The sequence below is a fragment of the Enterocloster sp. genome (assembly GCF_057861365.1).
In genome coordinates, this window is sequence record NZ_DBMACH010000008.1 from 53032 (window position 1) to 67345 (window position 14314).

Annotated in this window: 12 protein-coding genes; 8 read left to right on the forward strand and 4 right to left on the reverse strand. The window is 48.4% G+C overall.

Annotated features, from left to right (window positions below; genetic code table 11):
• Positions 1-52: 52 nt before the first annotated feature.
• From ACZM6M_RS10185 to ACZM6M_RS10220, 8 genes are all read left to right on the forward strand, one after another.
• Positions 53-2338, forward strand: coding sequence for a RelA/SpoT family protein (locus ACZM6M_RS10185; protein WP_337933792.1), 2286 nt, complete (start codon positions 53-55; stop codon positions 2336-2338).
• Between the two features lie 12 nt (positions 2339-2350).
• Positions 2351-2992, forward strand: coding sequence for an MBL fold metallo-hydrolase (locus ACZM6M_RS10190; protein ID WP_066544994.1), 642 nt, complete (start codon positions 2351-2353; stop codon positions 2990-2992).
• A 21-nt stretch (positions 2993-3013) separates the two neighbouring features.
• The gene (gene hemZ, locus ACZM6M_RS10195; RefSeq protein WP_418926910.1) at positions 3014-4561 is read left to right on the forward strand and encodes a coproporphyrinogen dehydrogenase HemZ; all 1548 of its coding nucleotides are present in this window, start codon (positions 3014-3016) and stop codon (positions 4559-4561) included.
• Positions 4562-4674: 113 nt separating this feature from the next.
• On the forward strand, positions 4675-5940 hold the full coding sequence (hisS, locus tag ACZM6M_RS10200; RefSeq protein WP_066544988.1) for a histidine--tRNA ligase: 1266 nt from the start codon (positions 4675-4677) through the stop codon (positions 5938-5940).
• A 283-nt stretch (positions 5941-6223) separates the two neighbouring features.
• Positions 6224-8017: an aspartate--tRNA ligase gene (gene aspS, locus ACZM6M_RS10205; protein ID WP_066544987.1), complete on the forward strand. Its 1794-nt coding sequence runs from the start codon at positions 6224-6226 to the stop codon at positions 8015-8017.
• Between the two features lie 167 nt (positions 8018-8184).
• Positions 8185-8544, forward strand: a complete 360-nt coding sequence (locus ACZM6M_RS10210) for an ArsR/SmtB family transcription factor (protein ID WP_066544985.1) — start codon at positions 8185-8187, stop codon at positions 8542-8544.
• Positions 8545-8572: 28 nt separating this feature from the next.
• Positions 8573-8791 (forward strand): cation transporter, encoded by a 219-nt coding sequence (locus ACZM6M_RS10215; protein ID WP_066544984.1) that lies wholly within the window; start codon positions 8573-8575, stop codon positions 8789-8791.
• A gap of 38 nt (positions 8792-8829) precedes the next feature.
• Positions 8830-10755, forward strand: coding sequence for a heavy metal translocating P-type ATPase (locus ACZM6M_RS10220; protein ID WP_340275098.1), 1926 nt, complete (start codon positions 8830-8832; stop codon positions 10753-10755).
• Positions 10756-10913: 158 nt separating this feature from the next.
• On the opposite strand, the gene ACZM6M_RS10225 is transcribed toward ACZM6M_RS10220, so the two are convergent.
• The 4 genes from ACZM6M_RS10225 to ACZM6M_RS10240 all read right to left on the reverse strand — a co-directional run bounded on the left by ACZM6M_RS10225 (position 10914) and on the right by ACZM6M_RS10240 (position 14311).
• On the reverse strand, positions 10914-11483 hold the full coding sequence (locus tag ACZM6M_RS10225) for a nitroreductase family protein (protein WP_340275096.1): 570 nt from the start codon (positions 11481-11483) through the stop codon (positions 10914-10916).
• Complete coding sequence (locus tag ACZM6M_RS10230) at positions 11476-11883, reverse strand: metal-dependent transcriptional regulator (RefSeq protein WP_179297077.1); 408 nt, start codon at positions 11881-11883, stop codon at positions 11476-11478. The genes ACZM6M_RS10225 and ACZM6M_RS10230 overlap by 8 nt, the downstream gene beginning before the upstream one ends.
• Positions 11884-12036: 153 nt before the next feature.
• Positions 12037-13152 (reverse strand): ABC transporter substrate-binding protein, encoded by a 1116-nt coding sequence (locus ACZM6M_RS10235; RefSeq protein WP_066544977.1) that lies wholly within the window; start codon positions 13150-13152, stop codon positions 12037-12039.
• A gap of 49 nt (positions 13153-13201) precedes the next feature.
• On the reverse strand, positions 13202-14311 hold the full coding sequence (locus tag ACZM6M_RS10240; protein WP_317438054.1) for an ABC transporter substrate-binding protein: 1110 nt from the start codon (positions 14309-14311) through the stop codon (positions 13202-13204).
• Between the last annotated feature and the right edge of the window lie 3 nt (positions 14312-14314).

The following is a 14314-nucleotide window of genomic DNA, read 5'->3' on the forward strand; positions in this document are numbered from 1 at the left end:
AATAAAATTATAATGATAACTAATTATTTCTAAGAAAAAGGTGACCACACATATGGGAAAAGAGGGAACAAAAGAAAAACTGGATATTGAACTGGAAGCGCCGGCTGATTTTACCAGTCCGGAGGTACTGTATCAGGATCTGATCCGCGCCATCCAAAAGTACCATCCGTCGGATGATCTTACCATGATCGAAAAGGCATATAAAATCGCTGATGAGGCTCACAAGGAGCAGAAGCGCAAATCAGGAGAGCCCTATATTATCCATCCGCTCTGCGTGGCGATCATTCTGGCTGATCTGGAAATGGATAAGGAGACCATTGCAGCGGGCCTTCTCCATGATGTGGTTGAAGACACCATTATGACCCTTGAGCAGCTGACAAAGGAGTTTGGCTCTGAGGTAGCCTTTCTGGTAGACGGCGTTACCAAGCTGACCCAGTTAAACTGGGATAAGGATAAGGTGGAGATCCAGGCGGAGAACCTGCGGAAGATGTTTCTTGCCATGGCAAAGGATATCCGCGTCATCATTATCAAGCTGGCAGACCGTCTCCACAATATGCGGACTGGAAAATACTGGAAGCCGGAGAAGCAGAAGGAAAAGGCCAGAGAGACACTGGAGATCTATGCTCCCATTGCAGACCGTCTGGGTATTTCCAAGATTAAGATCGAGCTGGATGACCTGTCTTTAAAATTCCTCCATCCGGATGTGTATTACGATCTGGTAGAAAAGGTGGATCTGCGAAAGGACGCCAGAGAGGCCTTTGTCCAGTCCATTGTATCTGAGGTAAAAGAGCATATGGATGAGGCGGGCATCGAGGCTTCCGTAGGCGGCAGGGTGAAGCATTTCTTCAGCATATATAAAAAGATGGTCAAGCAGAACAAGACCCTGGATCAGATTTACGATCTTTTTGCCGTGCGCATCATGGTAGAAACGGTGAAGGACTGCTATGCGGCTCTTGGCGTCATCCACGAGATGTATAAGCCGATACCTGGTCGTTTTAAAGACTATATCGCCATGCCGAAGCCAAATATGTACCAGTCTCTCCATACCACTCTGATCGGCAGCACAGGACAGCCCTTTGAGATCCAGATCCGTACCTACGAAATGCACCGCACGGCGGAGTACGGTATTGCGGCTCACTGGAAATATAAGGAAAGCGGCAGCGGACAGGTAGCAGCAGGCAAGGAAGAAGAAAAGATGAGCTGGCTGCGCCAGATCCTGGAGTGGCAGAAGGATACGGATGATTCCAAAGAATTCTTAAATATGGTAAAGGGCGATCTGGATCTGTTTTCCGACAGCGTATACTGCTTTACGCCCTCGGGTGATGTAAAGACCCTTCCAAGCGGCTCTACGCCTATTGACTTTGCCTACTGCATCCACAGTGCGGTTGGCAACAAGATGGTAGGAGCAAGGGTAAACGGAAAGCTGGTTCCCATTGAGTATGTGATCCAGAACGGCGACCAGATCGAGATTGTCACCTCCCAGAACTGCAAGGGTCCCAGCCGCGACTGGCTGAAGGTGGTAAAGAGCACCCAGGCCAAAAACAAGATTAACCAGTGGTTTAAGACCCAGATGAAGGAGGACAATATCATCCGGGGCCGTGAGGCGGTAGAGCGCTACTGCAAGGCCAAGGGCATCAACTGGGCGGAGCTTGGAAAACCGGAGTTTATGGAAAAGGTTATGCACCGGTATGCCTTTAAGGACTGGGATTCCGTGCTGGCATCCATCGGCCACGGCGGCCTGAAGGAAGGCCAGGTCATCAATAAGATGATGGAGGAGCGGGAGAAGAAGCGCAAGCGTGAGATCACAGATGCAGACGTATTGGGCGGCATTGCCGATACAGACGGCCGCTCCGGAGAAGCGACGGTGCGCAAAAATAAGAGCGGCATTGTGGTGAAGGGACTTCATGACCTGGCAGTGCGTTTTTCACGCTGCTGCAATCCGGTTCCCGGCGATGAGATCGTAGGCTTTGTCACCAGAGGCCGCGGTGTGTCGATCCACCGTACAGATTGTATTAATGTGATCAATCTTCCTCAGGAAGAGAGAGTTCGTCTGATCGATGCAGAATGGCAGGTGGCGGAAACAGCGGGAAGTACGGAGCAGTACTCTACGGAAATTCAGATTTTCGCCAATAACCGCATTGGCATGTTTGCGGATATTTCCAAGGTATTTACAGAGAAGCAGATTGATATTACTTCTATGAATGTGAGAACCAGCAAGCAGGGCAAGGCAACCATTATCATGACCTTTGACATTCACGGCACGGAAGAACTGAACCGGATCACAGATAAGATCCGCCAGATTGAAGGCGTGCTGGATATCCAGAGAACCACGGGCTAAAGGAGGATGCGTATGAGCGATTTCAGAATCAAAACCTGCGTATTGGGGCCGGTAAGCACGAACTGTTACCTGGTTTACAACGACACAACCAAAGAGGCTGTGGCAGTAGACCCCGGAGACAACGGAGATTATATTTTAAATAAATGCAGTGAGCTTGGGATAAAGCTTCAGGCTGTGCTTCTGACCCATGGGCATTTTGACCATATCGGAGCGGCTCTTCAGATAGCAAGGGCCTTTACCATTCCCATCTATGCATCGGAAACCGAGGATGGTATGCTGGCGGATACGTCTTTGAATCTGACCGCTCATTTTACAGGCCATTCTCTGAGTTTTCATGCAGACAGGCTGGTACATGACGGGGATGAGCTGGAGCTTTTGGGATATAAGTGGAAAGTCATTGCAACTCCCGGCCATACCGCAGGCTCTGTGTGCTATTATCTGCCGGAAGAAGAGGTGCTTCTGTCTGGAGATACTCTGTTCCAGGATTCCTATGGACGGACAGATCTGCCGACAGGAAGCAGCAGAGCGCTGGTGGATTCTGTACTTAGGAAGCTGTTTATACTGCCGGGAGATACTATGGTCTATCCGGGCCATGGAGAGCCCACTACCATTGGTTATGAGGCGCAGAACAATCCTATTGCATGCTATAGATAGAAAATAGAAAGCAGGAACAAAATGATCGGTTTACTGATACAGGATAATGCATACGAACAGGACATCAGAGAACTTCTGATGTCTTTTTATCCGGGCGAAACATATGCCCATGAAATAAAAGACGGAGTGGATTTTTATGTGCAGACCCGTCTCATACAGAAGGAAGAGGACGGCTGCGCTGCCTCGGAGGAGGATGCGGCCGGACAGGAATGGAATGTAGGGATTGCCCTCTGGGAACAGATAAAAGAGGGAGAGGCCGCAGGCTGCAGTCCTTATTTTCCAGTGCCGGAAGGACTGGAGGACTTTCACCTTGCGTCATCCTCCAGAGGATATTCGGATCTTTCCGACCACAGCGAGACGAAAAATGTGGTAAAGCAGCTATTTTACCGTATGCTCACAGAACGCACCGGCCATGAGCTGCCCTGGGGGTCCCTCACGGGAATCCGGCCCACCAAGATTGCTTTAAGCCGTCTGGAGGAGGGCTGGAAGGAGGAAGAGATCCGCTCCTTTATGAAAAAAAACTATCTGGCGAGCGATGAAAAGATTGATTTGAGCATTGAAATTGCCGCAAGGGAGAAAATGCTTTTAGAGCCGTTGGATTATGACAGGGGATACAGCCTGTATGTGGGAATCCCATTCTGTCCCACCACCTGCCTTTATTGTTCCTTTACCTCCTATCCCATCAGCAAATGGAAGGGGCGCACCGGCCTTTATCTGGAAGCATTATTTAAGGAAATGGAATATGTGGCAGACAAGATGAAGGGACGCCCTCTGGATACCATCTACTTTGGAGGCGGAACCCCAACTGCTCTGCCGGCAGAGGACATTGACGCGATCCTGACAAAGCTGGATCAGCTGTTTGATACGGAGAATGCTTTGGAATTTACGGTGGAGGCAGGGCGGCCTGACAGTATCACAGAGGAAAAACTTCGGGTGCTGAGAGACCATGGCATCACCAGGATTTCCATAAATCCCCAGACTATGAACCAGAAGACTCTGGATCTGATCGGCCGCCGCCATACGGTGGAGATGGTAAAGGAAAAGTTCCTCATGGCAAGAGAGCTGGGCTTTGACAATATCAATATGGATCTGATCATGGGGCTTCCGGAGGAGGATTTAGACGATGTACGCCACACACTGGAAGAGATCGAGGCTCTCAGGCCCGATTCTCTTACGGTTCATTCCCTGGCCATCAAGCGGGCTGCCCGTTTAAATATGTTTAAGGAAGAGTACAGCGGCTTAAAGATAAACAATACACCTGAGATGATCGCCATGAGCGAGGCCTGCGCCCGTCGCCTTGGCATGGAACCCTATTATCTTTACCGCCAGAAAAACATGGCCGGAAATTTTGAAAACGTAGGCTATTCCCTTCCCGGCAAAGCCTGCATTTACAATATCCTCATCATGGAGGAGCTTCAGACCATCGCCGCCTGCGGCGCAGGCACCACCACAAAGGTTGTATTCCCTGCAGAAAACCGCAGGGAACGGTGCGAGAATGTGAAGGAAGTAGAGCAGTATATCAGCAGGATTGATGAGATGATCGGGCGGAAGGAGAGGATATTGGGGTAAACGGTATATTCCAGCCCTGATTTCCCGCGAATTTCCTCAAAACACTTGCAAAATAGAAAAAGTACACTACAATAGTAATCACGAAACAAAACGCAAATTATGGAGAAAATACTATGCCGTTAACGAAAAAACCAGTAACCGGAATGAAAGATATCACGCCTGCCGAGATGCAGATCCGTGAGTATGTTATGAACCAGATCCGTGAAACCTATAAGAGCTTTGGCTTTTCCCAGATCGAAACTCCCTGTGTAGAGCACATTGAGAACCTGACCAGCAAGCAGGGCGGAGACAATGAAAAACTGATTTTCAAGGTATTAAAAAGAGGCGACAAGTTAAATCTGGAAACCGCACAGGATGAAAATGATTTAACCGACAGCGGTCTGCGCTACGACCTGACACTGCCGCTGTCCCGCTATTATGCAAACAATGCATCCAGCCTTCCAAGCCCCTTTAAGGCGCTGCAGATGGGAAGCGTATGGAGGGCAGACCGTCCCCAGAAGGGCCGTTTCCGTCAGTTTACCCAGTGTGATATTGACATTCTGGGTGATGCTACCAATCTGGCAGAGATTGAGCTGATTTTAGCCACTACAACCGCTCTTGGAAAAATCTGCCCTGACAATGGTTTTACCGTCCGTATCAACGACCGTGGTATCCTTTTTGGCATGGCCCGCTACTGCGGCTTCTCTGAGGAGGCTATGGACAGTGTTCTGATTACCCTGGATAAGATGGACAAGATCGGTTTTGAGGGTGTGGAGAAGGAGCTTCTTGAAAATGGAAATGCAAAGGAAAGCGTAGACCGTTATCTGGAGCTTCTCCGTACCGTTACAAGAGATGCAGAGGGTGTAAAGGCTCTGGGCGAGACCTTAAAGGATGTAATGGATCCGGCAGTATGCCAGGGATTGGTACACATTATGGAGACCGTTAAGGATGTGGCTGAAACTGAGTTTGGACTTGTATTTGATCCCACTCTGGTTCGTGGTATGTCCTACTACACAGGCACTATTTTCGAGGTATCCATGGAGGGCTTCGGCGGTTCTGTGGCAGGCGGCGGACGCTACGATAAGATGATCGGAAAGTTCACTGGCATGGAAACGCCGGCCTGCGGCTTTTCCATCGGTTTTGAGCGCATTGTCACCATCCTCTTAGATAACGGCTTTACCGTTCCGGGAGCCGGAGAAAAGAAGGCATATCTCTTTGAAAAGGGCATCGATTCCGCAGCTCTGGCAGCAGTGATCCGTGAGGCCATGGAGGAGAGAAAGAACGGCGTTCAGGTGCTGGTAGCCCAGATGAATAAAAACAAGAAGTTCCAGAAGGAGCAGCTTGGCAAAGAGGGCTATGGAGAGTTTAAGGAGTTTTACAGAGAGAGCCTGAAGCATTAAGGGCGAAAATGCATTTGCGCATTTTGCAGCCATCTTCTGAACAGAACATTCAGGTTCTGGTTTACGACTGTAAGAAAGGCTAAGAGGCTGAAACATTTCTAAATACAAGAGCCATATCAAAAACTCGCTGCGCTCAAACAGGTTTGATATGGCTCTTAACGAAACGTTTAACCCTCTAAGGCTTTCTAACAGCCTCCAAAGTCACCTGAATGTTCATAGTTCAGGAGCTTACTGCAAAATGCGCGAATGCGATAAATCTTTACGATGATAAAGGAGAATAATCATGGCAGAATCAATGGCTGGGTTGAAGCGTACCCACAGATGTACAGAGGTAACTGCAGCGCAGATCGGTGAAAATGTCACCGTTATGGGCTGGGTTCAGAAGAGCAGAAATAAAGGCGGCATTATTTTCGTAGACTTAAGAGACCGTTCCGGTATTTTACAGCTGATTTTCGAGGAAAATGACTGCGGCGCTGAGAACTTCGCAAAGGCTGAGAAGTTAAGAAGCGAGTTTGTAGTGGCAGTAGAAGGCCGCGTAGAGGCCCGTTCCGGCGCTGTAAATGAAAATCTGGCTACAGGAGCCATCGAGATCCGTGCCAATTCCCTGCGGATCCTGGCTGAGTCTGAGACACCGCCATTCCCTATTGAGGAGAAGAGCAAGACAAAGGAAGAGCTGCGTCTGGAGTACCGTTTCCTTGATTTGAGACGGCCTGATATCCAGCACAATCTGATTACCCGCAGCCGCGTGGCAACTCTCACAAGAGCATTTCTGGCAGAAGAGGGCTTCCTTGAGATTGAGACTCCTACTCTGATTAAGAGCACCCCTGAAGGCGCAAGAGATTACCTGGTTCCCAGCCGTGTGCATCCCGGTTCTTTCTATGCTCTGCCCCAGTCTCCCCAGCTGTTTAAGCAGCTGTTAATGGTATCCGGCTATGACCGCTATTTCCAGCTGGCCCGCTGCTACCGCGACGAGGATCTGCGTGCAGACCGCCAGCCGGAATTTACACAGATCGATATGGAGCTGTCCTTTGTGGATGTAGATGATGTTTTGGATGTAAATGAGCGTCTCTTACAGAAGCTCTTTAAGGAAATCTGCGGTTATGAGCTGCAGCTTCCCATCCAGCGCATGACATGGAGAGAGGCGATGGACCGCTTCGGTTCCGACAAGCCGGATCTGCGCTTTGGAATGGAATTAAAGAACGTTTCCGAGGTTGTGAAGGACTGCGAATTTGTGGTATTTAAGGGCGCTCTGGAAAATGGCGGTTCTGTCCGCGGCATCAATGCTGAGGGCCAGGGCCATATGCCTAGAAAGAAAATCGACGCTCTGGTAGAGTATGCAAAGGGCTTTGGGGCAAAGGGTCTTGCATACATTGCCATCAATGAGGACGGCACCTTTAAGTCTTCCTTTGCAAAGTTTATGAAGGAAGAGGAAATGGCTGCCCTGATCGCTGCCATGGACGGAAAAGCGGGCGATCTCCTTCTCTTTGCAGCAGATAAGGACAAGGTTGTATTCGACGTGTTGGGCAACCTGCGTCTGGAGCTGGCAAGACAGCTGGATCTGCTGAAAAAAGATGACTTTAAGTTCCTGTGGGTAACTGAGTTCCCGCTTCTTGAGTATTCTGAGGAAGAGGACCGCTATGTGGCAATGCATCATCCATTTACCATGCCTATGGAAGAGGATCTGCAGTACCTTGATTCCGATCCCGGTCGTGTTCGGGCAAAGGCCTACGATATAGTATTAAACGGCGTGGAAATGGGCGGCGGCTCTGTCCGTATCCATCAGGCCGATATCCAGTCAAAGATGTTTGAGGTTCTGGGCTTTACTCCTGAGCGTGCACAGGAACAGTTTGGCTTCCTGTTAAAAGCGTTCAAGTATGGCGTTCCTCCTCATGCAGGTCTGGCATACGGCCTTGACCGTATGGTTATGCTGATGGTAGGCGCAGACAGCATCCGTGATGTGATTGCCTTCCCTAAGGTGAAGGACGCATCCTGTCTGATGACGGAAGCTCCTGCTCCTGTAGATGGAAAACAGCTGGAAGAGCTGGGAATCCAGGTTGCGGAAGAAGAAAAACAGTAATATTTTAAAATTTGAGGCAGTGCCTTTTGAGAAATGAGATCTCAGGGCACTGCTTTTTTATTTTTTAAATTTAACTATTGACATTCAGAAAAAAAGAACTATACTGTTTATATAAACACATGAACATTTATTCATATATTAAGCGGCCGAAGGAGAGGAGGAAAAAAATGGCATTAAATGATGTAGAGTGCTGTGATTTTTATCAGGTTCATGAGGATGTGGTAAAGTCCGTGACTGATAAGATGCCGGATGAGGATCAGCTGTACGATCTGGCGGAGATTTTTAAGGTGTTTGGCGATTCCACACGGATTAAGATTTTGTATGTATTGTTTGAATCAGAGATGTGCGTGTGCGATATTGCCCAGCTTTTAAACATGAATCAGTCCGCTATTTCCCATCAGCTTAGGATTTTAAAGCAGAACCGTCTGGTGAAGAACCGGCGGGAAGGAAAGGCCGTATTTTATTCTCTGGCAGACAGCCATGTAAAGACCATACTCAGTCAGGGTATGGATCACATATCAGAGTAAGAATATAAAAATGGAGGAAAATAAGAACATGAAAAAGAAATTCAAATTAACTAATTTAGACTGTGCGAACTGCGCTGCAAAGATGGAAAACGCCATTAAAAAGATTGACGGGGTAAGGGATGCCAATGTGAGCTTTATGACTCAGAAGATGACGATTGAAGCGGATGACAGCCGTTTTGATGAGATTATGGAGGAAGTGCAGTCTGTATGCAGAAAAGTAGAGCCGGACTGTACAATTCAGATGTAGAGCCGTTGAGAATGATGCATCAGGAGGAATAACGGAACATGACAGTAAAGCAGAAGCGTATGCTTATACGTATCCTTGGAACCTTTGGAATCTATATTGCCCTCACAGTAACAGAGCATTTGGGACTTCTGCCGTTTGGGGAGAAAAGCCCGGTATGGCCGGCGCTGTATCTGATCCCCTATTTTCTCATTGGATGGGATATTATTTACCGGGCTCTGCGCAATATCAGAAACGGACAGGTGTTTGATGAAAACTTTCTGATGGCTCTGGCTACAGTAGGAGCATTTGCGGTACAACAGTACTCAGAAGCAGTTGCGGTGATGCTGTTTTATCAGGTAGGGGAGCTGTTTCAGAATTATGCCGTAAACCGTTCCCGCCAGTCAATCTCAGACCTGATGGATATTTGCCCGGAGTATGCCAATATTGAAGAAGACGGACAGCTAAAGCAGGTGGATCCGGATGATGTATCAGTGGGGGATATAATTGTCATAAAGGCCGGAGAGAGGATCCCTCTGGACGGAAGGGTTATTTCCGGAGACTCCATGATCGATACATCTGCTCTTACAGGAGAGTCCGTCCCGAGAAGAGTCAGAGCAGGAGATGAGATGATCAGTGGATGCGTCAATGGAAGCGGACTGCTGCGGGTAGAGGTTACGAAAGAATTTGACGATTCCACAGTAGCACGTATTCTGGAACTGGTAGAGAATGCCAGCAGCAAAAAGGCGCCGGTGGAGAACTTTATTACCCGGTTTGCAAGGTATTATACTCCGGTTGTGGTGATTGCGGCAGTAGTTCTTGCTATTCTTCCTCCGCTGTTTTTTGGACAGACATGGAGCGAAGGGATACGCAGAGCCTGTACTTTCCTGGTGATTTCCTGTCCCTGTGCACTGGTCATTTCCGTTCCCATGAGCTTCTTTTCCGGAATCGGAGCGGCTTCTAAAAAAGGTGTATTGGTAAAGGGAAGTAATTATCTGGAGGCTCTTGCAAATGTCCATACAGTGGTATTTGACAAGACGGGAACCCTTACTAAGGGAGAATTTAAGGTGACAGGCATTTATCCGTCCGGAGATGCGGCTCAGGAAACAATAGAGAAAAGGCAGGATACAGATAAAGCTGACGGCTGGTCGGCTTCCCAGTTGGCTCTGTTAGAACTGGCAGCCTTGGCAGAAAGCTCCTCTGACCATCCTGTTTCCAGGTCTATCCGTGAAGCTTGGGGGCATTCTTTTGAGCATACGCGGATCGCAGATGCGGAGGAGATTCCCGGTCATGGAATCCGTGTGAAGGCAGATGGACGCACTGTGCTGGCAGGAAATGACCGTCTGATGAAGAAGGAAAATATTGCCTATAAGCCATGTCCGGGCGTGGGAACGGTGGTTTATCTAGCAGAGGAAGGAAATTTTCTGGGTTCCATTCTTATTTCCGATGTAATAAAAGAAGGCATTCCAGAAGCAATACGCGATCTTAAAAAGGCCGGTGCTGCAAAGACAGTGATGCTTACAGGCGACCGGAGTAAAACCGGGGAAGCGGTAGCAAAGGAAATCGGCCTGGATGAGGTTCATGCAGAGCTCCTCCCCGGCGACAAGGTAGATATGGTAGAAAAATTGCTGGCAGAATGCAAGGGAAAGGAAAAGCTGGTCTTTGTAGGCGACGGCATCAATGACGCCCCGGTGCTCTCTCGTGCAGATGTGGGAATCGCTATGGGAAGCATGGGATCGGACGCAGCTATCGAGGCGGCTGATATTGTCCTTATGGATGATGATCCCAGAAAGATTGCAGCCGTTGTCCGTATTTCTCGTAAAACACTCCGAATTGTGATGCAGAATATCGTCTTTGCCCTGGGCGTGAAATTGATCGTTCTGGCGATGGGAGCCTTTGGCGCGGCTAATATGTGGGAAGCTGTGTTTGCGGATGTGGGAGTGTCCGTGATCGCGATTTTGAATGCCATGAGGGCTCTGAAGGGATAATTATATAGACAGATTCCTTTGTTTATGAAGCTGATTGGTAGATAAAAACGATATAATGGAATGAAAAAAGGACGCATCTGCTCAGGCAGAACGGCGTCCTTTTTAGGTGTCATATGAAAATGTCAAAAGCAGAATTTATCTCTGTAAAACGGAAGAAATCAAACCAGCACATCCTCCAGACTTCTCTTGGGAACATAATGCACCTGATTTTCATCCCTGTAGTACGTTGTGCTTCCATCATCCCCTACAGGTACAAGCCGGACTTCCTCTTTGGGTTTTCCAAGGGCCAGAACCAGGCCCACAGAATAGTTTTCCGGATTAAGCTTTAAAATGGACAGAATCTCACTGCGCCTGCAGCTTCCGATCATGCAGCCGCCATAGCCCTTTTCTGCAGCTGACAGCATGAGCGTCTGGGCGGCGATTCCCTCATCCCACTGTTTATTTTTGGCCACAGTCAGATCACAGAGAATGACGATATAGGCAGAGGGACGTTCTCCCTTTTCCGGTCCGTCCCAGTCCTTCAGGGCGCCTGCCCACAAAAGGCAGGGGAAAATTGCCGCGCATTCCTCCGGAGTACGGATGATGCGGTATTTTAGGGGCTGACAGTTGGCTGTGCAGCCTGTAAGGCGCACCGTATCGACCATATCTGTCAGCTCTTCCTGCGGAATGGATATATCTTCATAGAACCGCCGATAGGAGCGGCAGCTTTTTACAAGGTCTTTAAGCATGAATAGATTCCTCCTTAAGCTCCTTTGGAAGCTCATTTCCCTGGGTAATATGTTTCTTAATTGCTTCAAAGCTTTCCGGACTGATTACATGCTCCATACGGCAGGCATCCTCTGCAGCTGTCTGAGGATCCACACCCAGATAGATCAGCCAGTTGGACAAAAGAATATGGCGTTCGTACATAACGTCAGCAATGGACTGTCCAGTCTCAGTAAGTGTGATGTGACCCTGTTCATCCATGCGGATATAGCCGTTTTCCCTCAGGTTTTTCATAGCTACGCTGACACTGGGCTTTGAAAAACTCAGTTCATTTGCAATATCAATGGAGCGGACATAGGGTTTATGGCGGCTCAGCATATAAATCGTTTCCAGGTAGTTTTCAGCGGATTCCTGTATTTTCAAAACAAACATTCCCCCTTACGGTTTTCTTTCCCGTCTGCCTGAAAAACGGGAACTGCTACCTCTTCAGTGTATCATAGAAGAAAAGGATTGACAAGCAAACCATGATTCATTTTGTCCACTGATGATATGCCCGGCTCTTTCACAGACAGCTGTTTAGTTTGCCTTTACCTGCTTCCACATCTCATTGTACATATCATTTACTTCCTCGCCCAGATACTGAACGCTCTCGCTGTTTTTCAGCTGGGAAAGATCCGGGAACACAGCCTTGTTATTCTGCAGCTCCTCGTCCAGTAGCTCAAAGGCGCCCTTGTTAGGGGTAGCGTAGGTAATGTATTCAAAGTTCTTTTTTGCAATGTCAGGGCGGCACAGGAAGTTAATCCATTTCTCGGCATTTTCCTTGTGCTCTGCATTGGCAGGGATGACCCAGCAGTCGATCCAGTAGGAGGTTCCCTCTTCGGGAAGCACATACTCCAGATCAAATTCAGAACCCTGTTCCTTTGCGGTATCCTGAATATAAAGGAGATCACCGGAGTAGAGCATGGCAGCAGCTGCCTCGCCGTTAATCATCTTGTCCCTTACCTGGTCGATTACATAGGCCTGAACCAGGGGCTTCTGCTCAATGAGCATATCTCTAGCCTCAGCCAGCTGATCCGGGTCTGTGGTATTCAAAGAGTAGCCCTTGATCTTTAATGCGGCCATAAATGCATAGCGCAGGGTATTGTGCATCAGGATCTCGCCCTCTAACTCAGGATTCCACAGATCTGCCCATTTGGTGGGATATGGGATGCCAAGCTCATCAAAGCGCTGCTTATTGTAGAGGATTCCTTCTGTGCCCCAGCAGTAGGGAACGGCATATTTGTTTTCCGGATCAAAATCCTTTGCCATATCCATATATTCCGGGCCGATTTCTTTGATATTGGGTACATTGTCAAAATTGATTTCAGCCAGCAGGTTATTCTGGATCATACGCTGGATGGTATAGTCGGAAGGACAGATCACATCGTACTTTACCGCTCCCGCTTCTATGATGGGATACATTTCTTCATTTGTTTCAAAAAGGTCGTATACGACTTCGATTCCTGTTTCTTCCTCAAATTCGTCAATTACGCTTTCGTCAATGTATTCGCCCCAGTTGTATACATATAATTTGTTGTCTTCGCCGGAGCCTTCCTCAGCCCCGGTTTTTTGGCCGGAACCGCAGGCAGTGAGAAGACCGGCGGCAAGGGCCAGAGAGAGCATGCCCAGTGAAACAGCTGTTTTCTTTTTCATTCTTATCCTCCATTAGTAAACGCGTAGATGGGACAGCCGCAGCAGTCCGTCAGTTTGCCTTGACCTCTTTCCAGAGCTCGTTATAAAGGGCGTCGGCTTCTTCGCCGGGGTACTGTATGATTTCACAGTTGGTGAGAGCGGAGAGATCCGGGAACAGAGCTTTATTCTGTTTCAGCTCCTCATCCAGCAGCTCATAGGCACCTTTGTTGGGAGTGGCATAGGTAATGTACTCAAAATTTTTCTTTGCGATATCGGGGCGGCACAGAAAGTCAATCCATTTTTCTGCATTTTCTTTGTGCTCTGCATTGGCGGGAATGACCCAGGAGTCAACCCAGTAGTTGGTTCCGTCCTCCGGAATTACATACTCCAGAGTAAAATCAGCTTCCTGCTCCTTAACTGCATTCTGGATATAGAGCATTTCTCCGGAGTAGATGGCTCCCACGGCTGCTTCTCCGCCGATCATCTTATCTCTTACCTGATCAATTACATAAGCCTGAACCAGAGGCTTCTGGCGGATCAGCTCATCCTTTGCCTGCTGCAGTTCATCAGGATTTTGGGTATTTAAGGAATATCCAAGGCTCTTTAAAGCTACGGTAAAGGCGTCGCGGACGCTGTTCTGCATGAGAATTTCTCCCTCCAGACGTTCATCCCACAGATCGGCCCATTTGGTGGGAGCAGGAACGCCCAGCTCCTCGATCATCTGCGTATTGTAGAGGATTCCCATGGTACCCCAGCAGTAGGGAACGGAATATTTGTTTTCCGGGTCAAAACCTTTGGAGATATCCAGATATTCCTGTCCGATTTCTTTGTAATTGGGGATATTGTCAAAGTTGATTTCAGCCAGAAGGTTGTTTTCGATCATCTTCTGGATCATATAGTCGGAGGGACATACCACATCGTAGCTTACGCCTCCGGCTTCAATTACAGGATACATTTCTTCGTTGGTTTCAAATACGTCGTAGACCACCTGAATACCGGTTTCCTTTTCAAAGTCGTCGATGACGCTTTCGTCAATATATTCGCCCCAGTTGTATACATAAAGCTTGTTGTCATCTCCCGAAGAACCATTTTTGCCGGAACCGCCGCAGCCGGTCAGAAGACCTGCGGTCATCAGGGCAGCCAGTGCTCCTGCTGTGAGGAGGATGGGTGTTCGTTTCATGGG